Below are 20,189 nucleotides of genomic sequence, written 5' to 3'. Positions count from 1 at the left end.
ACAGCAACCTTCCGCCCGGTCCATCTCGGCTCCATCCGGATCACCGGCGGAAACGAACACGTGGTGTCGGCCGCGACCTTGGAGGGGGTGGCCTGCACCTCGACGTCCGCCCAGCACAGGGGCCTGGGGGGACGCGACGAGGCGCCGGGCGGTATCCGCCCGGCGCCTCGCTCGTCGCAAGCCTCTCAGCCGGCGACCGCGACCACCGTCGGCGCAGCCGCGGGGTCGAGCCGCACGTAGGCCTCCCCCTGCTCGGGCCGCCGGTCGGGCTCACCCTTGGCCGGCCAGAGGGACATCGCCCGCTCGGCCTGGGCCGTGATCGTCAGCGCCGGGTTGACGCCGAGATTCGCCGAGACGGCCGACCCGTCGACGATGTGCAGACCGGGATATCCCCAGACCCGGTGGTAGGGGTCGACGACGCCGCCCTCCGGGGTGTCGGAGATGACTGCCCCACCGAGGAAGTGCGCGGTCAGCGGGATGTCGGCGATCTCCCCGAGCGACGAGCCGGGGAAGGCCCGCAGTCCGGTCGTCTTCGCGAGCTGGATCGCGATCGCCCGGATCGCCCTGGCCCCCTCCGGGATCCAGGTCGGGTTGGGCTCGCCGTGCCCCTGCCTCGAGGTCAGCGACGGGCCACCGAAGAGACCGCGGCGGCCGGAGACGGTGATCGAGTTGTCGCGCGTCTGCATGATCAGCGCGATAACCGTGCGCTCCGACCAGTGCCGGTTCGACGCGGAGCGGGCCGCGACGACCGGGTGCCGGACGACCTCGCCGACCCAGCGCAGCGGGCGGGGCACCCGGCCCCCACCGTCGACCATCATCGTCGCCAGCAGGCCCATCGCGTTGCTGCCCTTGCCGTAGCGGCAGTTCTCCACGTGCGTCGTGTCGTCGATGTTGAACGACGTCGTGATCGCGACGCCCTTCGTCAGGTCGACGTCCTTCGGGACCCGCTCGACCAGCGTCCCGCCGAGCGCCTCCGAGTTGGTCCGGGTCAGCTCCCCGAGCCGCGTCGAGATCCCCGGTAGCCCGGCCGGCCGACCGCGGGCACCGGTGCGCATCGCGTGGAGCAGCTTCTGCGTCCCCCACGCCCCGGCCGCGAGCACAACCTGCCCGCTCGTCACGGTCCGGCGGTCCTTGCGGACCCAGGCGCCGGTGCGCTCGGTCGTCACGGCATACCCGGCGGTGGGGTCCTGCTCGTCGCGTGGGCGCACGTCGACGACGGTGCGCATCGCCTCGATGCCGACCCCGAGCCGCTCGGCGAACCACAGGTAGTTCTTGCGCAGCGTGTTCTTCGCGCCGTCGCGGCAGCCGACCATGCAGTTGCCACAGAGGGTGCAGCCGGTGCGCTCGGGGCCGTCGCCCCCGAAGTAGGGGTCCGCGACGCGCTCGCCGGGCGGTCCGAAGAAGACGCCGACCGGCGTCTTGCGGAAGGTGTGCCCGACCCCGAGGTCGTCGGCGGTCCGCCGCATCAGCTGCTCGACGGGTCCGTCGACCGGGTTGACCACCACCCCGAGCATCCGGCTCGCCTCGACGTAGTGCGGCGCGAGCTCGGCCTGCCAGTCGGTGATGTGGCCCCACTGCGGGTCGCGGAAGAAGGGCTCCGGGGGCACGTAGAGCGTGTTGGCGTAGTTGAGCGACCCGCCGCCGACGCCCGCCCCCGCGAGGATCATCACGTCGGGCAGCTTGTGGACGCGCTGCACGCCGAAGCACCCGAGGCGCGGGGCCCAGAGGTAGCGGCGCAGGTCCCACGAGGTCGCTGCGAAGTCGGCGTCCTCGAACCGGCGACCCGACTCGATCATGTGCACGCGGTAGCCCTTCTCGGCCAGCCGCAGGGCGCTCACCGACCCGCCGAAGCCGGTCCCGATCACGATGACGTCGTGGTCGAGTCGCTCCGGGGACCCGGTATGCCGCGTGCCCCCCACCGTGGTCGCCGTGGTCGCCGTGGTCATCGCCGCCCCAGCGACTTCATCGCCCCCATCGCCAGGGTGAGCCCCTTGGCCCACCGTTCGTCGTCCATGCCGAAGGGTGGCGCGAAGCCGAGGAGATGCTGCGCCGTGACGTTCTGCGACTCGGTGTACTTCCGGATCCCCTCGGCGCCGTGTCGCCGGCCGAGGCCCGAGCTCTTCATGCCGCCCATCGGCGCGGCGACCGAGCCCCAGGCCGCGGCATACCCCTCGTTGATGTTGACCGTGCCGCAGGCGATCCGGCGGGCGAGGGCGCGGCCGGCCCGCACGTCGCGGGTGAAGATGCTCGCGTTGAGGCCGTAGTCGGTGTCGTTGGCGAGCCGGACGGCGTCGTCGTCGCTGGCCACGCGGTAGACCGAGACGACCGGTCCGAAGGTCTCCTCGTCGCGGCACACCATCTCGGCGCTGACACCCTCGAGGACGGTCGGCTCGTAGAAGAACGGACCGACGTCGGGGCGCCACCGTCCGCCGGTGAGGACGACCGCGCCCTTGCCGCGGGCGTCCTCGACGTGCGCGACCGTGCGGTCGAGCTGCTGCTGCGAGAGCAGGCTGCCCATGTCGGCGCCGTAGGCGAGGTCGGCTCCGAGCTTCATGGCGCGGACGGCCGGCACGAACCGGCGGAGGAACTCGGCGTAGACCTTCTCGTGCACGACGAGGCGCTCGGTGTGCATGCAGAGCTGGCCGGCCGAGGCGAAGGCCGAGCGGACGGCGCCGGCGACCGCGCGGTCGAGGTCTGCGTCGGCGCGCACGTAGAGGGTGTTCTTGCCGCCGAGCTCGAGCGAGGCGCCGACGAGCCGGGCGGCCGCGGACTGCGCGACGCGGCGGCCGGTCGCGGTGGAGCCGGTGTAGCAGACGTAGTCGACCTGGTCGACGACCGCCTGCCCGACCGTGGGTCCCTCGCCGACGACGACCTGCAGGACCCCCTCCGGCAGCCCGGCGCGGGCGAGCAGCTCGACGCCCTTCAGCGCCGTGAGCGTCGTCTGCAGGTCGGGGCGCAGCACGACGGCGTTGCCGGCCATCAGGGCCGGGATGAGGTCGGTGATCGCGAGGGTGAAGGGGAAGTTCCACGGGGACACGACACCGACGACGCCCTTCGGGATCGCGCTCTCGACGCTCTGGCTGAGCAGAGGGAACGCCCCGGCGTGCCGCCGCGCCCGCAGGTAGCCGCCGGCCGATCGCGCGTAGTGGCGGGCGACGGCCGCGACGTCGATGATCTCCTCGAACGCGTGGGCGCGCGTCTTGCCGGACTCGAGCTGGATGTAGTCGAGAATCTCGACCTGGCGCTCGAGGACGAGGTCGTGGAAGCGCAGCATGATGCCCGAGCGCACCTCCATCGGCGTGCGCGCCCATCCGCGCTGGGCCGCCCGCGCAGCGGCGACGGCCATCGTCACGTCCGCCGGGGTGGACAGCGGCAGCGCCGCGATCGGGCCGCCCGTCAGGGGCGTCCGCGTCGTCGCCCACTCGGGGCGGGGGGCGCAGACGACGCGGGCGGTGAGGGCACGAACGGAGGACGGGGACACGGCATACGTCGCCGTGGCGTCCGTCTCCGGATCGACGATGATCTCGGGAGTCATGCGGCACAGCGTATGCCGCGTGGCCCGGCTTTGCTACCGCGAGTAACTTTTGTCTCCCGGGTCCCCCCGCGGGCGGTCGGGGGGTCTGGCGGGTGGTCGGGTCAGGCGCGCTCGTAGGGCGCCACGACGACCTCGACCCTCTGGAACTCCTTGACGTCGGAGTAGCCCGTCGTCGCCATCGCGCGCCGGAGCGCCCCGACGATGTTGGTCGTGCCGTCGGCGAAGCGGCCCGGGCCGAAGAGGATCTCCTGGAGGCTGCCGACACCGCCGACCTCGACGCGCTCGCCGCGCGGCAGCTCGCCGTGGTGCGCCTCAGGCCCCCAGTGGAACCCGGCGCCCGGCGCCTCGGTGGAGCGGGCGAGCGCGGCGCCGAGCATGACGGCATCCGCGCCGCACGCGATGGCCTTGACGATGTCGCCGGACGTGCCGACCCCGCCGTCCGCGATGACGTGGACGTAGCGGCCGCCGGACTCGTCGAGGTAGTCGCGCCGCGCCGCTGCGACGTCGGCGATCGCCGAGGCCATCGGGGCGTGGATGCCGAGGGTGCGCCGCGTCGTGTGCGCCGCTCCTCCGCCGAAGCCGACGAGGACGCCGGCCGCGCCGGTGCGCATCAGGTGGAGCGCCGCGGTGTAGCCCGCTGCGCCGCCGACGATGACCGGGACGTCCAGCTCGTAGATGAACCGCTTGAGGTTGAGCGGCTCGGACCGCCCCGAGACGTGCTCGGCGCTGACCGTGGTGCCGCGGATGACGAAGAGGTCGCAGCCGGCGTCGACGACCGTCTTCCAGTGCTGCTGGGTGCGCTGCGGGCTGAGCGCGCCGGCGACGGTGATACCCGCCTGGCGCAGCTCGCGCAGGCGCTCGGTGATGAGGTCGGGCTGGATCTCCTGGGCGTAGATCTGCTGCATCCGCGCCGTCGCCTTGGCCGGGTCGAGCGCGGCGATCTCCTCGAGCAGCGGCTCCGGGTCCTCGTAGCGCGTCCAGAGCCCTTCGAGGTCGAGGACCGCGAGACCGCCGAGGCGACCGAGCGCGATCGCGGTGGTCGGCGACATCACCGAGTCCATCGGCGCGGCGATGACCGGGATGTCGAAGTGGTAGGCGTCGATCTGCCAGGAGACCGACACCTCCTCGGGGTCGCGGGTGCGCCGGCTCGGGACGACCGCGATGTCGTCGAAGGAGTAGGCCCGGCGACCGCGTTTGCCACGGCCGATCTCGATCTCGTTCACCGCAACAGGCTATCGGTGCGCAGCGCAACGTCCGCGGGAACGGCATACCGGTGTCGCGTCGGCGCGGACGCAAGGGTGATGCGGTGGCCGCGCTCAGGTGCGCGGCGTCGGGAGCGGAGTCGGCAGGGGCTGACCGACCTTCAGGCCGAGCTCGACGACGAACTGGTTGTTGCCGCCGACCGCGACGTCCACGAGGTCGGCGGGGAAGCGGGCGTTCACGTCGGCCAGGTATGCCGCGTCGCTCGGCATCCACAGCCGGTCGCCGTCGACCCGGACCGGGCCGGCGAAGGCTTCCCCCACGGTCGACGCCGTGACCTCGCAGATCGTCCAGGCCCAGGAGGTCGTCCCCTCCTGGCGCAGCAGGCGCACGCGGCACCCGGACGGCAGGATCTGCGCGCTGGGGTCGCCCGCCGCCAGCAGCGCCTCGATGCGGGTCTCTTCCGTCCGGACCGCGGGCAGTGACCGGTCCGCCAGCGGCCGGCCGGATGAGCAGTCGGCGAGAGCGCCCAGGAAGGGGAGGAGGAGGGCGGCGACGATGAGGCGGGCCCGTGCGGCGGAGGTGCTCATGACGAGAGGACGCGCGGGTCGGCCAGCGGTTGCGTCCGCGGGAACGGCATACCGGTGTCGCGTCGGTGCGGACGCAAGGGTGAGCCCACGGGCAACGTCCGCGGCAACGGCATACCGGTGTCGCGTCGATACGGACGCAAGGCTTGAGGCGGGCTCAGCGCCAGGCGAGCCAGCCGCTGTGGTCCTGCCAGTGACCACCGCGCCGGAGCAGGCCGACGACGGCGCGGCGCAGGCTGGTGTCCTGCGGGAGGTCGGTGAGCGGGGTGTCGACGTCGCCGAAGACGAACTTGCGCACCGACGTGTCGCCGTCGTGGTCGCTGACCCCGCCCACCGTGAACCGCCGCTGGAAGGCCGCGAGGTTGGCTCCCGCCGGCAGCACCTCGGGCAGCTGCGGGTCGAGCAGCCAGGAGTGGCAGGTCAGCACGGCATACCGCTCGTCGGGGAAGCGCTTGCGGAAGAACGCCCTCGCACCGGCGAGCGACGCGTCCACGACCTCCGGGGTGAGCGAGCCACCCTCCCCCGGGATGTGCAGGTTGAGCGTGAGATCGCCCGGCCCACAAGGAAACCCAGCCATCTGGAGCTCGAGTCCCGCGCCCTCGCCGAGGCGGACCCGCTCGTACTGCAGCCGCCCGATCTCGAAGAGGGCCCCGTGCAGGTGCCGCGTCAGCCACCCGGCGAGCTCGTCGCCGAGGCCGGCCTCGCCGAACCACTCGCGATTGCGGGCGAGCATCCGCCCGACGTCGGCGAGCGTCGCCGCGGTCACGTCGCGCGGGACCTCACGCAGCGCGTGGTCCGCCAGCAGGTCGGGCAGCACGTCGACACAGGCGAGGACCGGCAGGTATGCAGCGACGTCCGGTTCGCCGTCCGGCCGCGGCGGGAGCACCGGCCCGGGCGAGGGCGTGTCCATCGCCGCGCGCAGCAGGCCACCCGTGGCGGTGACCCAGGACGCGAGACCGGGGTCGTCGAGGACCGCCCGTCGGGCCGCCCGCACCGGCTGCACGTCGGCAGCCGGGACGGCGAAGAGCCGGAGCGCCTCGTCGAGGCGGTCGAGATCATCGGGGCCCGCGTGATCGCCCGCGGGAGGGAGCGGCGAGCTCAGCGCGAACCGTAGTTGGGGGCCGGGGCGGTCATCTGGATGTCGTGCGGGTGGCTCTCCTTGAGCCCGGCCGAGGTGATCCGGATGAACTGTCCGCGCTCCTGCAGCTCGGGGATGGTCCGGGCGCCGACGTAGAACATCGACTGGTGCAGGCCGCCGATGAGCTGGTGCGAGACGGCCGAGACCGGTCCGCGGAAGGCGACCTGACCCTCGATGCCCTCGGGCACGATCTTGTCGTCACTCTCGACGTCGGCCTGGAAGTAGCGGTCTTTCGAGAACGACTTCTTGCCGCGCGAGGCCATGGCGCCCAGCGAGCCCATCCCGCGGTAGGTCTTGAACTGCTTGCCGCCGACGAAGACGAGGTCGCCGGGGCTCTCCTCGCAGCCGGCGAGCAACGAGCCGAGCATCACCGTGTCGGCGCCGGCGACCAGCGCCTTGGCGATGTCGCCGGAGAACTGCAGGCCGCCGTCGCCGACCAGCGGCACCCCGGCCGGCTTGCAGGCCTGCGCCGCCTCCCAGATCGCGGTGATCTGCGGGACCCCGACCCCGGCGACGATCCGCGTCGTGCAGATCGACCCTGGTCCGACGCCGACCTTGACGCCGTCGGCGCCGGCGTCGACGAGCGCCTGGGCGCCGGCACGCGTCGCGACGTTGCCGCCGAGCACCTGGACGTGCCGCGTCGCCGGGTCGGACTTCAGTCGCCGGATCATGTCGAGCATGAGCCGCGCGTGGCCGTTGGCGACGTCGGGGACGAGGACGTCGACGCCGGCCTCGACGAGGGTCGTCGCCCGCTCCCAGGCGTCACCGAAGTAGCCGATCGCGGCAGCCACGAGGAGTCGGCCGTGGTCGTCCTTGCTGGCCAGCGGGAACTGCTCGCTCCTGACGAAGTCCTTGACCGTGATCAGCCCGGCGAGCCGGCCGTCGCCGTCGACGATGGGCAGCCGCTCGCGCTTGTGCTGGCGCAGCAGCGTGGTGGCGTCCTCCCGGCTGATCCCGACCGGAGCCGTGATCAGCGGCATGGGCGTCATCACCTCGTCGACCTTCGTCGTCGCCCACTCGGCGAGCGGCGTGAAGCGCAGGTCGCGGTTGGTGATGATGCCGAGGAGCCGGTTGTCGGTGTCGACGACCGGGAGGCCGGACACGCGGTACTGCCCGCACCGGGCGTCGAGGTCCTCCAGCGTCGCGTCGGCGCCGATCGTCACGGGGTTGGTGATCATCCCCGTCTGGGTGCGCTTGACGAGGTCGACCTGGTAAGCCTGGTCGTCGATGGAGAGGTTGCGGTGCAGCACCCCGATGCCGCCCTGGCGGGCCATCGCGATGGCCATCCGCGACTCGGTCACGGTGTCCATGGCCGAGGACACCAGCGGCACGCGGAGCGAGATCTCGCGGGTGAGCCGGGTGGTGGTGTCGACCTCGCTCGGGATGACGTCGGTCTCGCCGGGCAGCAGCAGCACGTCGTCGAAGGTCAGGCCGAGAGCGGCGAACGGAGCGGGGACCTCGGGCGAACCGGTGCTCATCCCCTGATTCTAGTTGACCCCGGCCACACCTTCAGGCCACGGCCACGCGTCAGGACGCCCGCTCGCTCTCGCACCCCGCCGGTATGCCGCGGCTGCCCGCAGGTATGCCGTCTCGGCCACGCGGCATACGGGCCTCGAGGTCGATCAGGTGCCGCAACCGCCGGAGGGCGCGGTGCTGGGTGACCCGGACCGAGCCGGCGCTCATGCCCAGCGCGGCTCCGGTCTCCTCGGGCGTGAGACCGACGGCGACCCTCAGGGTGAGGATCTCCTGCTGCCGCGGGGGCAGGGTGCGGATCAGGGCGAGCGCGCGGTCGGCCTCGTCGCGCACGACGGCCTGCCCCTCGGGGCCGGGGCCGGCGTCGGGGCCGTCCGGGACCTCCGCGACGCTGCGTGGCCCACGGATGAGCGTCCGCTGGGTGTCGGCGACCTTGCGGGAGGCGATGGCGTAGACGAACGCCTCGAAGGGTGCGCCGCGCTCGTCGTAGCCCGGCAGCGCGGTGTGGACCGCCATGCAGACCTCCTGCGCCACGTCCTGGGCGAGGTCCTCGGCCCCGAACCGCCCCAGTCGCACGCGGACATACCGCAGAGCGACCTGGTGCACCCGCCCCATCAGTGCCCCGGCCGCGTGACCACCGCACCTCCGAGCCTCACCGGCCAGCTCGCGGAGGGCCACCTGCGCGTCCTCGACCGGGACCAGCGCATCCCCGAGAGAGACCTGGGCACCCAGGCCCGTTGTGGCTCATTGCTGAATCCCCTTGTCGTCCAACGCAGTCGGAAGTCTCCACACCCACGCCGAGGGGGAGTTCGGCGGATCAGCACCCCTGCCTCCCCGAGTGGGCACCCTATCCGCTCCGGCCCCTGAGCGTCGTCCGGGGGCGACGGCAGCCTCGTCCGGTTCCCCTGGTTCTGGACGGGTTCTGGCCCGGGAAACGGCGAGCCACCGGATGACCACCTCGCACGCTTCTTTAAAGACTATTGACCAAGCACGGGCACGCGCTGGAGGGAGCCGTGGCTACCGTCAGGACACGAGGTCGTCCCGCGTGGGGCTGGTGACGTCCTCGGACCGACCCGACCCGGGCGGTCCACAGCAATCAGACCCACCGATTCACCTCTTGAGGGGACACATGGCAGAGATCTCACGTTTGCCGGGGCCCGTGGCCGACCTGTGGGACTGGCAGCTCGACGGTTCCTGTCGCCGGGAGAACCCCGACGTCTTCTTCCATCCCGAAGGGGAGCGGGGTCCGGCCCGCCGCGACCGTGACTGCGCGGCCAAGGCCGTCTGCGCCGCCTGCCCCGTCCTGGCCATGTGCCGCAAGCACGCCCTGCGGGTCCGCGAGCCCTACGGCGTATGGGGCGGGATGACCGAGGACGAGCGCGAGTCGGTCTACCTCGGCGTGGCCGCGGTCCCCGCCGCCTCCTGACACCACCGACTCCCCCACGCTCCCACCGACTCCCACCCCGCCGGACCCCCTGATCCGGCGCTGGTGGGGCCCCCCGCCCTTCGTACGAGCAACCGCGACCCCTTGGACCCGGGACGCGGACCGCCGGGATCACGCCGAGCTGCACGGCTCCCGACGGGTTCGACGGGGCGGAGTGAGGAGAGGGCCGCACCCCTTCGCCGAGGCGAAGAGGTGCGGCCCTGTCACGTCAGGAGCGGTCGGAGATCAGTGACCGTGCCCGTGGCCGTGGCCGCCGGCGGGCTCCGGGTCCAGCTCCTTCTTCTCGACGACCAGGGTGTCCGTCGTGAGGATCATCGAGGCGATGGACGCCGCGTTGCGCAGCGCGGAGCGGGTGACCTTGACCGGGTCGATGACGCCGGCCGCGATCAGGTCGCCGTACTCGCCGGTGGCGGCGTTGAAGCCGCTGCCCGGCTGCATCTCCGCGACCTTCGAGGTCACGACATAGCCCTGGACGCCGGCGTTCTCGGCGATCCAGCGCAGCGGCTCGGCGGCCGCCTTGCGGACGATCGAGGCACCGGTGGCCTCGTCACCCTCGAGGTGGAGGTCGTCGATCGCGCTGACCGCGTGGATGAGCGCGGAACCGCCGCCACCCACGATGCCCTCCTCGATCGCCGCGCGGGTCGCCGAGATGGCGTCCTCGATGCGGTGCTTCTTCTCCTTGAGCTCGACCTCGGTGTGGGCGCCGACCTTGATGACGCAGACGCCGCCGGCCAGCTTGGCCAGCCGCTCCTGCAGCTTCTCGCGGTCCCAGTCGGAGTCGGTGCGCTCGATCTCGGCCTTGATCTGGCCGACGCGGGCGTTCACCTCGTCCTTCTCGCCGGAGCCCTCGATGATCGTCGTGTCGTCCTTGGTGACGACGATCCGGCGGGCCTGGCCGAGCAGCTCGAGGCCGGCCTGGTCGAGCTTGAGCCCGACCTCCTCGGCGATGACCTGGCCACCGGTGAGGATGGCGAGGTCCTGCAGCATCGCCTTGCGGCGGTCGCCGAAGCCGGGCGCCTTGACCGCGGCGACGTTGAAGGTGCCGCGGATCTTGTTGACGACGAGCGTCGACAGCGCCTCTCCGTCGATGTCCTCGGCGACGATGACCCGCGGCTTGCCGGAGCCGACGACCTTCTCCAGCACCGGCAGGAGGTCGGAGATGGCCGAGATCTTGCCCTGGTTGATCAGGATGTAGGCGTCCTCGAGGACGGCCTCCATGCGCTCCTGGTCGGAGACGAAGTAGGCCGAGATGTAGCCCTTGTCGAACTGCATGCCCTCGGTGAACTCGAGCTCGGTGGCGGTCGTCGAGGACTCCTCGACGGAGATCACGCCGTCCTTGCCGACCTTGTCGAACGCCTCGGCGATGAGCGCACCGATCGTCTCGTCCTGGGCGGAGAGGGCGGCGACGGCGGCGACCTCGGCGGTCCCGTCGACCTCGCGGGCGTTCTCGAGCAGCCGGTCGTTGACGGCCTGGACGGCCTTGTCGATGCCGCGCTTGAGCGCCGAGGGAGCCGCGCCGGCCGCGACGTTGCGCAGGCCTTCCTTGACCATCGCCTGGGCGAGGACCGTGGCGGTCGTCGTGCCGTCGCCGGCCACGTCGTTGGTCTTGGTCGCGACCTCCTTGGCGAGCTGGGCACCGAGGTTCTCGTAGGGGTCCTCGAGCTCGATCTCACGGGCGATCGTCACGCCGTCGTTGGTGATCGTGGGGGCGCCCCACTTCTTGTCGATGACAACGTTGCGGCCCTTGGGGCCGAGCGTCACCTTGACCGCGTTGGCGAGCGCGTCAACGCCACGCTCCAACGCCTTGCGGGCGGAGTCGTCGAACTCCAGCGTCTTGGCCATGGAATTCCTTCTTCGTCGGTAGTGCTGCGGGTGAAAAGGGGTATGCCGGGTGCGCGCCGAGGAGGCGGGCACCCGGCATACGAGGTGGTGCGGTGGTGCGGTGTCGCTGTGGAGCGGAGGTGCTGCGCTCAGCCGACGACGGCGAGCACGTCACGAGCGCTGAGGATGAGGTACTCCTCGCCGCCGTGCTTGATCTCGGTGCCGCCGTACTTGCTGTAGATGACGCGGTCGCCGACGGTGACGTCGAGCGGGACGCGGTTGCCCTTGTCGTCGATGCGGCCCGGGCCCACGGCCAGGACCTCGCCCTCCTGGGGCTTCTCCTTGGCGGTGTCCGGGATGACCAGACCGGATGCTGTGGTCTGCTCGGCCTCGAGGGACTTGACCACGATGCGGTCTTCGAGCGGCTTGAGTGAAACCGACACGATGTTGACCTCCCCTTCGGGAATGTCGAAACGGATGGGTGGAGTCGAGAACTGCGCGGTGGTGCCTGCTCGGGAGATCGCCGTCGCGGGGGTCGATCCTTCCGAGCGGCTGGCACTTCCAGATGGAGAGTGCCAACGGGGCAAATCTAGGTTCGCCGTTAGCACTCGGTCAAGTCGAGTGCCAGATCTACGCTCAGGGGGAACAACCCACCGGACGAGGGACTTGGCTGGAGGAGTGTCCTTTCCACGAAGGAGAAGCCCCATGACCAACCTCGCAGCACCGTCCGGGACGTTCCGGATCGGGGGTGAGTTGCCCGTCGTGCGGCTGGGCTACGGCACGATGCAGCTGCCGGGCGAGGGGGTCTGGGGACCGCCGAAGGACCACGACGCGGCGATCGCCGTGCTCCGTCGCGCGGTCGAGATCGGGATCACGTTCTTCGACACCGCCGACTCCTACGGTCCCGACGTGGCCGAGGACCTGTTGCGCGAGGCCCTGCACCCGTATGCCGATGACGTGGTCATCGCGACGAAGGCCGGGCTCACCCGCCAGGGCCCCGGCGTCTGGACGCCGCTCGGCCAGCCGGCCTACCTGCGCCAGGAGGTCGAGATCAGCCTGCGCCGCCTGGGCCTCGAGCGGATCGACCTCTTCCAGCTGCACCGGATCGACGCGGCATACCCGCTCGCCGACCAGGTGGGTGAGCTGAAGGCGCTGCAGGACGAGGGCAAGATCCGGCACATCGGGCTGTCCGAGGTCTCCGTCGCGCAGCTCAAGGAGGCGCAGCAGACCGCGGACATCGTCTCGGTCCAGAACCTCTACAACCTCGCCCACCGCGACTCCGAGGAGCTGCTCGACCACTGCTCGGGCGAGGGCATCGCCTTCATCCCGTGGTTCCCTCTCGCGACCGGTCAGCTGTCGAAGCAGGACGGCCCGCTGGCGGCGGCGGCGAAGCAGCACGACGCGACCCCGTCGCAGCTCGCCCTGGCGTGGCTGCTCCAGCGCTCCCCCGTGATGCTGCCGATCCCCGGCACCTCGAGCCTCGACCACCTCGACTCCAACACGGCGGCCGCGTCGATCCAGCTGACCGACGACGAGTTCTCGGCGCTCGAGCAGGCCGCCTGATGCGCTACACGACGCTCGGCGCGACCGGGCTGCAGGTCTCGGCGATCACCCTCGGGTGCATGAGCTGGGGCGACCCCGCGCGCGGCGGTCACCCCTGGGCCCGCGACGAGGCGTTCGCCCACGAGACGATCAAGGCGGCGCTCGAGGCGGGCGTCACCGTCTTCGACACCGCCAACGTCTACTCCGGCGGCACGAGCGAGGAGTTCACCGGGCGCGCGTTGGCGGCCTTCGCACGGCGTGAGGACGTCGTCATCGCGACCAAGGTCCACGGCCGGATGCGGCCCGGCCCCTACGGAGCAGGCCTGTCCCGCAAGGCGATCCTGCACGAGATCGACGCGAGCCTGACCCGGCTGGGGACCGACTACGTCGACCTCTACCAGATCCACCGGTGGGACCCCGAGACGCCGATCGAGGAGACGATGGAGGCGCTGCACGACGTGGTCCGGGCCGGCAAGGCGCGCTACATCGGTGCCTCGTCGATGTATGCGTGGCAGTTCGCCAAGGCGCAGCAGGTCGCCGACCTCGAGGGCTGGACCCGGTTCGTGTCGATGCAGGACCACTACAACCTGATCTACCGCGAGGAGGAGCGCGAGATGCTGCCGCTCTGCCTCGAACAGGGCGTCGGCGTCATCCCGTGGAGCCCCCTCGCCCGGGGCCGGCTCACCCGTCCGTGGGACACCGAGACGACCCGCACCGAGACCGACGAGTTCGGCGGGTCGCTCTACCGCGACGAGGACGCGGCCATCGTGCAGACCGTGCTCGACGTCGCCGGTGAGCGCGGGGTCGCGCCAGCCCAGGTCGCGCTCGCGTGGCTGCTGGCCCAGGAGGCGGTGACCTCGCCGATCGTCGGGGTGACCAAGCCCGGGCATCTCGTCGACGCCGTCGCGGCTGTCGACCTGGAGCTGACCGACGACGAGCTCGCCCGGCTGAGTGCGGGTTACGTGCCGCACGCGATCGCCGGGCACCGGTAGGGGGCTGTTCCTGTATCGGGTCACCCGATAGAGGAGCGCTCTCCGGGAGAACCGTTCACGAGCGAACCGTCCCTTTGTCGGGTCACCCGATAAAGGGACGGGGGGCGTCCGTGCGAGAGGATGGCCGGATGGACCTCGCCTCGATCTCGTTGCTCGTCGGCGGCGAGGGCTGGGGGCTGCTGCAGTCCCTGCCGGCCTATGACCCGGCGACCGAGCTGGCGCTCCAGACGCGGCTGCGGGACGCGGGGTTCACCGCCGAGCTCGTCTCTGCGGCGCTGACCCAGTCGCGCCTGCGGGCCCGTGGGAGAGACAAGTTCGGCGAGTTCGCCGAGGAGATGCTGTTCACCCCCGACGGTCTCGAGCAGGCGACCCGGCTGGAGGTGGCCGCCCGGCACGCCTCGCGCTACCTGCGCGCCGAGGTCCGCGTCGTCCACGACCTCGGCTGCGGGATCGGCGCGGACGCGATGGCCTTCGCGGGCCTCGACCTCGGCGTGCGGGCCGTCGAGATGCATGACGTGACCGCGGTGGTCGCGGGCGTCAACCTGCGGCACTGGCCCGACGCGGTCGTCACCCACGGGCGCGCCGAGGACGTGCCGATGCCGGCGGGCGAGGCCACGCGGCATACGGGGCTCTGGCTCGACCCCGCCCGGCGCACCCGCGGCCCGGCCGACATCAACGGCCGATCCCGGCGGGTGTTCTCGCTCGAGGCCATCTCCCCGACCTGGCGGCAGGTGCAGGACTTCGCGCAGACGGTGCCCGCCACCGGCGCCAAGCTCAGCCCCGCCTTCCCCCACCATGCCGTGCCCCCCGGCACCGAGGCGGCCTGGACGTCGTGGGCCGGCGACGTGGTGGAGTGCGCGGTCTGGTGGGGCCCGCTCGTCCAGACGGTGGGCCGCACCGCGACCGTATGCCGCGCCGGCGCACCGCCCGTCGTCCTCGTCGAGGCCGACGCGGAGGGCGCACCCGGCCCCCTGGTCCGGCTCGATGAGATGGGCAGCCTGGTCTACGAACCGGATCGGGCGATCATCCGGGCGGGGCTGACCGGGGCGCTGGCGCGACTCGTCGACGGCCGCGAGCTCGACAGCGGGGTCGGGTACGTGACGAGCGACCGGGCGGTGGACGTCTCGTGGGCGCACCGATACCGGGTGCTCGAGGCGATGCCGTGGAACCTCAAGGCCCTGCGCGCGTGGCTGCGCGACCACGACGTCGGCCGCGTGACGATCAAGAAGCGGGGGGTCGCCCTCGACCCCGAGACGGTGCGAAAACAGCTGCGCAGCAAGGGTGCTGACGAGGTGACCCTCATCCTCACGCGCGTCGCGTCCCAGCCGCAGGTCATCATCGTGCAGCCCGCCTGACCGGACCGCCCCCTCGGTGGGCCGGGGACTCTTGACGCACGCCATCCGCAAGATTCCTCCGATAATTGAAGAAGCCTTGACAAGAAATAACACCGACACTGGGGTGGCGGTGCCCAGGTTCGAGACGAAACCACGCTGTCCCGTCGACCCCAGGGGTTGAAGACGATGTCTCGTTCGACCGAGGTCACCATCGTGGCGCTCATGACGCTCGCACTGAGCCTCCTGGGAACGGCCGTCAGACCGGCCGACGCGCTCGGCACGGTCCGGCTCACCGGCTACAGCTGCACGGCGCCCAGCGTCTCGCAGATGCAGGCGTTCTACAGCAACACCCGCTTCTCCTGCTGGGGCATCTACCTCGGTGGGTCCAACCGGGGATGCGCCCAGCCCAACCTCACCGCCTGGTGGGTGACCAGCGTGATGAACATGGGCTGGGACCTGCTCCCGATCTGGGTCGGCCCGCAGAACCCGTGCAACAGCTCGCAGGGCTCGACCTTCAGCAGCGACCCGGGGACGGCAGCGAGCCAGGGTCGGAACGAGGCGCTGGCGGCCTACCAGGCGTGGAAGGCGATCTCGCCGGTCAGCGACGTGCCGATCGACTACGACCTCGAGGGGCCGTCGTCGAACACGACGGCCTGCCGGACGGCAGCGAAGGCCTTCATCGACGGATGGGTGTCGCAGCTGCACGTCGCGCCGGCCCAGCCGGCCGGGGTCTACTCCTCCGCCTGCGGAGGCGCGATGGACGACTTCAGCACCAATACCAACCCGCCCGATTTCATCGACGCGGCCGACTGGGACGGCGACCCCAACACCGCCAGCATCTCCTGCATCGACGCCAGCCACTGGGCGGGCACCCAACGGCACAAGCAGTACCAGGGCGACCACAACGAGACGATGAACGGCGTCACCCTCAACATCGACAGCCGCTGCGCCAACGGGCAGGTCTTCGGGGCGGGCAACCACACGAGCACCACCCACCCGTGCGTCGGCGGGGCGGGCGCAAAGCCCGACACCGCAACGGCGCTCGCCGCCTCGCAGGCAACGACAGCGTGGCAGGGGGGCCGGTGGCGTGCGGGCGGGCCGCTCGACTCGCAGCTGCAGCGCGCCACCCGTCTGGGGACCACCGACTCCTGGCGGGCGGTGACGGTGGCTGACCTGCCGGTGCGGTCGCACGACGTGCCGGCCACCGCCGCGACGATCGGCACGCCCGCCGTCCTCGCCGACGGCTCGCTGCTCGTGCCGGTCACCACGCACGACGGCACACGCTCGCGCCAGCTGCTCTACACGAGCAGGGACGGCGTCACCTTCACCCGGCGTTCCGACCGAGTGCTCGGCTCGCTCCTCGCCCCCGGGGTCGGCGTCACGACCGCCGTGGCCGGGACGAGCGTCCTGTCCATCGACCCCGACAGCCGCGACGTGTCGACGTGGTCGCCGTCGGCCGCCCCGACGATCGGTGCGACCGCGTCGACGCCTGTCACCACGTCCGGCCTGATCGTGGCCCCGGAGTGGATGTCGTTCTCCGACAACGCGACCGGGCAGGCACTCATCGAGATTGCTGGCTGCGCAACGGCAACGAAGGTCAGCTGCGACAGCCAGGCGAAGGTCGTCCGCACGAGCGACGGCGGCCGCACCTGGCGCTGAGCTCGGCCCGGAGCCTCACGCTGAGCCGGCGCCGGATCGGGACACCGGAGGCCGTCGGGCTACTGTGGTCGGCAACGGTCGGTCGAGGAGAGGGGTACGAGTCATGACGAGTCCCTCGGCCGTCGCGGCTCACCTGTCGCGGGTCCTTCCTGCGATCGCCGTGACCGTCGCCCTCTTCCTCTTCGGGGCCGGGTCCTTCGGAACCCCCTCTGGCACGGCGTTCCTCGCCGCAGCCGTGGCCGCCCTTGCCGTCGTCCTCTCGTCGGCCGGTCACGTAGCCCGGCCCTTCCCCGCCCTCCCGTCGCGCACCGGTGGCGCGAGCGGACACGTCGACGCGCCGACGGCATACTGGTGCGCCGTCCAGGTCCCCCGCCGCCCTGCTCAACCTCGGGCTCCGGGTCAGCGCTGACCCCACACGTCGCCGACCGCGACCCGTGTGGGGCTCCCGCCCTGACCACACCCTCACCGGCCCGGACCGGGCCGAGACACGGAGCCTTCCCATGCCCGACCTGCTGTCCCCTGTCACCACCGTCATCGCCGCGATACTCGCGCGCACCCACTCGCTCGCCGGCCTCGCGGGCCTCGCCCCGGGGTCAGGAGGCGCGTGGCTGCTCGCCATCCTCCTGCTCGTGATCATCGTCCGGACGGCCATGCTGCCACTGACCATCCACGGTGTCCGCTCGGCCCACGCCCGGGCCAGAGCCACCCCACAGCTCCAGACCCTCCAACGCCGGTATGCCGGTGCCCGCGACCGGGCGAGCCTCCGACAGCTGCGCGACGAGCGGCGGCGCATCAACGCCGAGCACGGCGTCTCGACCTGGAGCCTCGCCCCGATGGTCCTGCAGCTGCCGCTCGTCTACGCGCTCTACCGGGTCGTCTCCGACCTCACCACCGGTCACTCGGTCGGCGCAATGGGTGCCGCACTCGTCGCGTCGGCGTCCGCCGCGTCGCTCCTCGGGCTCACGCTGACGAGCAGGATCGGGCCGCTGCTGCTCCAGCACTCCGCCGCCGCAGTCGTGCTCGTCATGTTGGCCCTCGTCGCGGCAGCGTTGACCTTCGCCACCCAGCAGTGGTTCAACCTGCCGATGACCAGCACGACCGACCTGTCCGGGCAGCCGGCCGGCATCGCGGCGATCCAGCGCCTGATGCCGTGGCTGGCGGGCGGCGGCGTCCTCGTCGCGGCCTGGTTCGTGCCCGCCGGCCTGCTCGTCTACTGGGTCATCAACAACGCGTGGACCTTCGCGCAGCAGGGACTGGTCTGGCGCTTTGCCCCGACACCCGGGTCGCCGGCCGCTCGCCAGCGGGCGGAGAGAGCCGCAGTCGGGTGAACGTCAGAGCCGGCCGCCGACCCAGGGCCCCAGCCGCTGGACGCAGGCGGCCCCGGCGCGGTTGGCGCGCAGGAGGGCCGTCTGCCGGTCGGCGCCGTCGGCCAGCGCCGCGGCCAACGTGCCGCAGAAGGCGTCGCCCGCCCCGGTGCTGTCGACCACGGCAGACTCGGGCAGGACTGCGGCGTATGCTCGCTCGCCGTCCCAGGTCGACCCGGCCGGGCCGAAGGTGACGACCAGCGACCGGGGCAGCATCTGCCCGTCCGCCAGCGCTGCAGCCCCCTGCTCGTTGACGACAAGGGGGTCGGCAAGGTCCACGACCTCGGTCGGCAGGTCGGCGTAGGGCGCACAGCTGACGACGATCCGAGCGCCACGAGCGTCGGCGCCCACGACCGCAGCCACGACCAGGGGGAGGGGGAGCTCGGACGAGACGATGACGACGTCCGACTCCGTGACCCAGTCGAGGGCCTCGAGGGCCTGGAAGGAGCCGTTGGCCCCCGGCAGGATCACCTTCACCAGACCTTCGTTGCTGCCGTCGAGGACCCAGGTCTGCCCGGTGGCCTCACCCTGCACCACCGTCAGGCGGGTCCGGACCCCGCGCGTGTCGAGGTGATCAGTGCAGGCGCGGCCCAGGTCGTCGTCACCGACGGAGCCGACCATCACGACGTCGGCCCCGGCGACGCGGGCGGCCAGCGCCTGGTTGACCCCACGGCCGCCGACGGAGCGCTGCGGGCCGTAGAGCGCAGCGACGGTCTCGCCCGGTGCGGGGAGTCGGTCCATAATCGTGAGCAGCTCGACGCTGAGGGCGCCGACGACGACGACCCGACCCATCACCGGGCGCCCGCACGGACGGTGTCGAGCCAGATCCGTTGGTAGCGAACGGCATCGACGCCCAGGGCGACCTCCACGACGGTGGGAGCCGGTCCGTGCGGGTCGTGCGGGTCGTGCGACATGTCACCGCTCCAGAGTCGGCGGTCGACGATGGTGCGGCCCCGGGACCACGTGCCGGCGAGCTCCACGCGGACGGGAAGGCGCTCGGTCGTCAGGGCGTCGCGGTCGATGACGGCGCAGACCGCACCGGCGTCGCCGATCGTCGCTGCGGACCTCCCGAAGCGGTCGCACTGGAAGGCGATCAGCCGGCCGGCGAGCTCGGCGCTGCCCCGCCCACCCACGGCGATGAGCGCCTCGGCCTCGGCACGGGTGATGACCGGCGCGTAGAAGACGTCGAGCCCGTACATCGTCACCGCGATGTCGAGGTCGGCGCAGGCGTCGACCACGATGGCCGCGGCCTCCGGGTCGTGGAAGACGTTGAACTCAGCGGATGCAGTCGCATTGCCTACTGCCGCTGCGCCGCCCATGAACACGATCTCCCGCAGTCCGGCCGCGACCTCGGGGTAGGTGCGCAGCAGAAGGCTGATATTGGTGAGCGGCGCCGTCGGCACGAGGGTGATCCGGCGGTCGGCGTCGTCGGGGCGGTCTCGCGGGGGTGAGCTTGGCCGGGGTGACGCGGCGTCGAGGAGCACGTCCCGGAGCAGCTCGACCGCATGCCGCGGGTCGATGGTGCGTGTCGAGCGCGGCCACCCGAGGTCGGCCATGCCGTCGTCCCCGTGCACGTGCCGGGCATCGACCGGCGCCTCGAGCAGCGGCCGGGCGGCGCCCCGGGCGACGGGCACGTCGGGGCGCCCGGCCGCATCGAGCACGACCAGGGTGTTCGCCACGACGTCGTCGACCGACGCGTTGCCCCCGACACAGGTCACCGCGACGAGCTCGAGACCCGGGTGCGCGGCCGCGAGGAGGATGCCGCACGCATCGTCGACTCCCGTGTCGACGTCGAGCACGACCCGTCGACGCGCCGGCACGGCGGTCGGCACGGTGGTCGGCGCCGCGGTCGGCGCCGCGGTCGGCGCCGCGGTCGGCGCCGCGGTCGGCGATGGGGTCACCCGCGCAGGCTAGCCGTCCGGGTCACGGTGCACTCCCTCTTGGGTCCCGGTTCGGTCGGAGGGTCAGCCGTTCGCGCCGGGACGGTCCACCTTCGTGTCGACCGGGATGACCGCAGCGACGGGGGGTCATGGGCGACGTGTCTACGTCGCTCGTCGACCGGCGCCCGGGACTCGCCCGGAGCGAGCTCACCCGAGGACG

The 20,189-nt window shown here is 72.0% G+C and carries 18 protein-coding genes; 7 read left to right on the top strand and 11 right to left on the bottom strand.

Features of this window, described 5'->3' with window-relative positions; translation table 11 throughout:
* Nucleotides 1–185 precede the first annotated feature (185 nt).
* The 7 genes from Q0R63_RS11465 to Q0R63_RS11435 all read right to left on the bottom strand — a co-directional run bounded on the left by Q0R63_RS11465 (nucleotide 186) and on the right by Q0R63_RS11435 (nucleotide 8,611).
* Nucleotides 186–1,946, bottom strand: coding sequence for a GMC family oxidoreductase (locus Q0R63_RS11465; protein ID WP_295697322.1), 1,761 nt, complete (start codon nucleotides 1,944–1,946; stop codon nucleotides 186–188).
* Complete coding sequence (locus Q0R63_RS11460; RefSeq protein WP_295697321.1) at nucleotides 1,943–3,535, bottom strand: succinic semialdehyde dehydrogenase; 1,593 nt, start codon at nucleotides 3,533–3,535, stop codon at nucleotides 1,943–1,945. Before Q0R63_RS11460 ends, Q0R63_RS11465 begins: the two co-directional genes overlap by 4 nt.
* A 101-nt stretch (nucleotides 3,536–3,636) precedes the next feature.
* A complete protein-coding gene (locus tag Q0R63_RS11455) occupies nucleotides 3,637–4,758 on the bottom strand; it encodes a GuaB3 family IMP dehydrogenase-related protein (RefSeq protein ID WP_295697319.1) in 1,122 nt (373 codons plus the stop codon).
* Nucleotides 4,759–4,851: 93 nt separating this feature from the next.
* Nucleotides 4,852–5,325 carry a hypothetical protein gene (locus tag Q0R63_RS11450; protein WP_295697317.1) on the bottom strand — a complete coding sequence of 158 codons (474 nt, stop codon included), beginning with the start codon at nucleotides 5,323–5,325 and terminating at the stop codon, nucleotides 4,852–4,854.
* Between the two features lie 154 nt (nucleotides 5,326–5,479).
* Complete coding sequence (locus tag Q0R63_RS11445) at nucleotides 5,480–6,424, bottom strand: acyltransferase domain-containing protein (RefSeq protein WP_295697342.1); 945 nt, start codon at nucleotides 6,422–6,424, stop codon at nucleotides 5,480–5,482.
* Nucleotides 6,421–7,938, bottom strand: a complete 1,518-nt coding sequence (gene guaB / locus Q0R63_RS11440; RefSeq protein ID WP_295697315.1) for an IMP dehydrogenase — start codon at nucleotides 7,936–7,938, stop codon at nucleotides 6,421–6,423. The genes Q0R63_RS11445 and guaB overlap by 4 nt, the downstream gene beginning before the upstream one ends.
* Before the next feature lie 49 nt (nucleotides 7,939–7,987).
* The gene (locus Q0R63_RS11435; RefSeq protein WP_295697313.1) at nucleotides 7,988–8,611 is read right to left on the bottom strand and encodes a sigma-70 family RNA polymerase sigma factor; all 624 of its coding nucleotides are present in this window, start codon (nucleotides 8,609–8,611) and stop codon (nucleotides 7,988–7,990) included.
* Nucleotides 8,612–9,062: 451 nt separating this feature from the next.
* On the opposite strand from Q0R63_RS11435, the gene Q0R63_RS11430 reads away from it, so the two are divergent.
* Nucleotides 9,063–9,359 (top strand): WhiB family transcriptional regulator, encoded by a 297-nt coding sequence (locus Q0R63_RS11430; RefSeq protein ID WP_295697311.1) that lies wholly within the window; start codon nucleotides 9,063–9,065, stop codon nucleotides 9,357–9,359.
* A gap of 243 nt (nucleotides 9,360–9,602) precedes the next feature.
* Here Q0R63_RS11430 and groL read toward each other — a convergent pair whose 3' ends face one another.
* Both groL and groES read right to left on the bottom strand, forming a co-directional pair.
* Nucleotides 9,603–11,219 carry a chaperonin GroEL gene (gene groL / locus Q0R63_RS11425; protein ID WP_295697309.1) on the bottom strand — a complete coding sequence of 539 codons (1,617 nt, stop codon included), beginning with the start codon at nucleotides 11,217–11,219 and terminating at the stop codon, nucleotides 9,603–9,605.
* 128 nt (nucleotides 11,220–11,347) lie between these two features.
* Entirely contained in the window at nucleotides 11,348–11,641 is a 294-nt protein-coding gene (groES, locus tag Q0R63_RS11420; RefSeq protein WP_295697307.1) for a co-chaperone GroES, read from the bottom strand.
* Between the two features lie 262 nt (nucleotides 11,642–11,903).
* On the opposite strand from groES, the gene Q0R63_RS11415 reads away from it, so the two are divergent.
* The 6 genes from Q0R63_RS11415 (at nucleotide 11,904) to yidC (ending at nucleotide 18,053) form a co-directional block, all read left to right on the top strand.
* Nucleotides 11,904–12,761, top strand: a complete 858-nt coding sequence (locus Q0R63_RS11415; protein WP_295697305.1) for an aldo/keto reductase — start codon at nucleotides 11,904–11,906, stop codon at nucleotides 12,759–12,761.
* On the top strand, nucleotides 12,761–13,732 hold the full coding sequence (locus tag Q0R63_RS11410) for an aldo/keto reductase (RefSeq protein WP_295697303.1): 972 nt from the start codon (nucleotides 12,761–12,763) through the stop codon (nucleotides 13,730–13,732). The genes Q0R63_RS11415 and Q0R63_RS11410 overlap by 1 nt, the downstream gene beginning before the upstream one ends.
* A gap of 128 nt (nucleotides 13,733–13,860) precedes the next feature.
* Nucleotides 13,861–15,087: a class I SAM-dependent methyltransferase gene (locus Q0R63_RS11405; RefSeq protein WP_295697301.1), complete on the top strand. Its 1,227-nt coding sequence runs from the start codon at nucleotides 13,861–13,863 to the stop codon at nucleotides 15,085–15,087.
* A 201-nt stretch (nucleotides 15,088–15,288) separates the two neighbouring features.
* A complete protein-coding gene (locus Q0R63_RS11400) occupies nucleotides 15,289–16,725 on the top strand; it encodes a DUF1906 domain-containing protein (RefSeq protein WP_295697300.1) in 1,437 nt (478 codons plus the stop codon).
* 103 nt (nucleotides 16,726–16,828) lie between these two features.
* Nucleotides 16,829–17,134: a hypothetical protein gene (locus Q0R63_RS11395; RefSeq protein WP_295697298.1), complete on the top strand. Its 306-nt coding sequence runs from the start codon at nucleotides 16,829–16,831 to the stop codon at nucleotides 17,132–17,134.
* Between the two features lie 91 nt (nucleotides 17,135–17,225).
* The gene (gene yidC, locus Q0R63_RS11390; protein WP_295697296.1) at nucleotides 17,226–18,053 is read left to right on the top strand and encodes a membrane protein insertase YidC; all 828 of its coding nucleotides are present in this window, start codon (nucleotides 17,226–17,228) and stop codon (nucleotides 18,051–18,053) included.
* A 3-nt stretch (nucleotides 18,054–18,056) separates the two neighbouring features.
* On the opposite strand, the gene Q0R63_RS11385 is transcribed toward yidC, so the two are convergent.
* Both Q0R63_RS11385 and Q0R63_RS11380 read right to left on the bottom strand, forming a co-directional pair.
* The gene (locus tag Q0R63_RS11385) at nucleotides 18,057–18,881 is read right to left on the bottom strand and encodes a PfkB family carbohydrate kinase (protein WP_295697295.1); all 825 of its coding nucleotides are present in this window, start codon (nucleotides 18,879–18,881) and stop codon (nucleotides 18,057–18,059) included.
* Nucleotides 18,881–19,990 carry a nucleoside hydrolase gene (locus Q0R63_RS11380; RefSeq protein WP_295697294.1) on the bottom strand — a complete coding sequence of 370 codons (1,110 nt, stop codon included), beginning with the start codon at nucleotides 19,988–19,990 and terminating at the stop codon, nucleotides 18,881–18,883. Before Q0R63_RS11380 ends, Q0R63_RS11385 begins: the two co-directional genes overlap by 1 nt.
* Nucleotides 19,991–20,189 lie beyond the last annotated feature (199 nt).

Source organism: Lapillicoccus sp., assembly GCF_025353065.1.
In the GTDB taxonomy this organism is placed as follows: domain Bacteria; phylum Actinomycetota; class Actinomycetes; order Actinomycetales; family Dermatophilaceae; genus Lapillicoccus.
This window is presented reverse-complemented; position numbering and strand designations above follow the sequence as displayed.

Excerpts from the sequence above, each read along its gene's own strand:
- guaB (WP_295697315.1), bottom strand. The coding sequence starts at position 7,938 with ATGAGCACCGGTTCGCCCGAGGTCCCCGCTCCGTTCGCCGCTCTCGGC.
- Q0R63_RS11430 (WP_295697311.1), top strand. The coding sequence starts at position 9,063 with ATGGCAGAGATCTCACGTTTGCCGGGGCCCGTGGCCGACCTGTGGGAC.
- groL (WP_295697309.1), bottom strand. The coding sequence starts at position 11,219 with ATGGCCAAGACGCTGGAGTTCGACGACTCCGCCCGCAAGGCGTTGGAG.
- yidC (WP_295697296.1), top strand. The coding sequence starts at position 17,226 with ATGCCCGACCTGCTGTCCCCTGTCACCACCGTCATCGCCGCGATACTC.
- Q0R63_RS11405 (WP_295697301.1), top strand. The coding sequence starts at position 13,861 with ATGGACCTCGCCTCGATCTCGTTGCTCGTCGGCGGCGAGGGCTGGGGG.
- Q0R63_RS11400 (WP_295697300.1), top strand. The coding sequence starts at position 15,289 with ATGACGCTCGCACTGAGCCTCCTGGGAACGGCCGTCAGACCGGCCGAC.
- Q0R63_RS11410 (WP_295697303.1), top strand. The coding sequence starts at position 12,761 with ATGCGCTACACGACGCTCGGCGCGACCGGGCTGCAGGTCTCGGCGATC.
- Q0R63_RS11415 (WP_295697305.1), top strand. The coding sequence starts at position 11,904 with ATGACCAACCTCGCAGCACCGTCCGGGACGTTCCGGATCGGGGGTGAG.
- Q0R63_RS11465 (WP_295697322.1), bottom strand. The coding sequence starts at position 1,946 with ATGACCACGGCGACCACGGCGACCACGGTGGGGGGCACGCGGCATACC.
- Q0R63_RS11395 (WP_295697298.1), top strand. The coding sequence starts at position 16,829 with ATGACGAGTCCCTCGGCCGTCGCGGCTCACCTGTCGCGGGTCCTTCCT.
- Q0R63_RS11450 (WP_295697317.1), bottom strand. The coding sequence starts at position 5,325 with ATGAGCACCTCCGCCGCACGGGCCCGCCTCATCGTCGCCGCCCTCCTC.
- Q0R63_RS11385 (WP_295697295.1), bottom strand. The coding sequence starts at position 18,881 with ATGGGTCGGGTCGTCGTCGTCGGCGCCCTCAGCGTCGAGCTGCTCACG.
- Q0R63_RS11460 (WP_295697321.1), bottom strand. The coding sequence starts at position 3,535 with ATGACTCCCGAGATCATCGTCGATCCGGAGACGGACGCCACGGCGACG.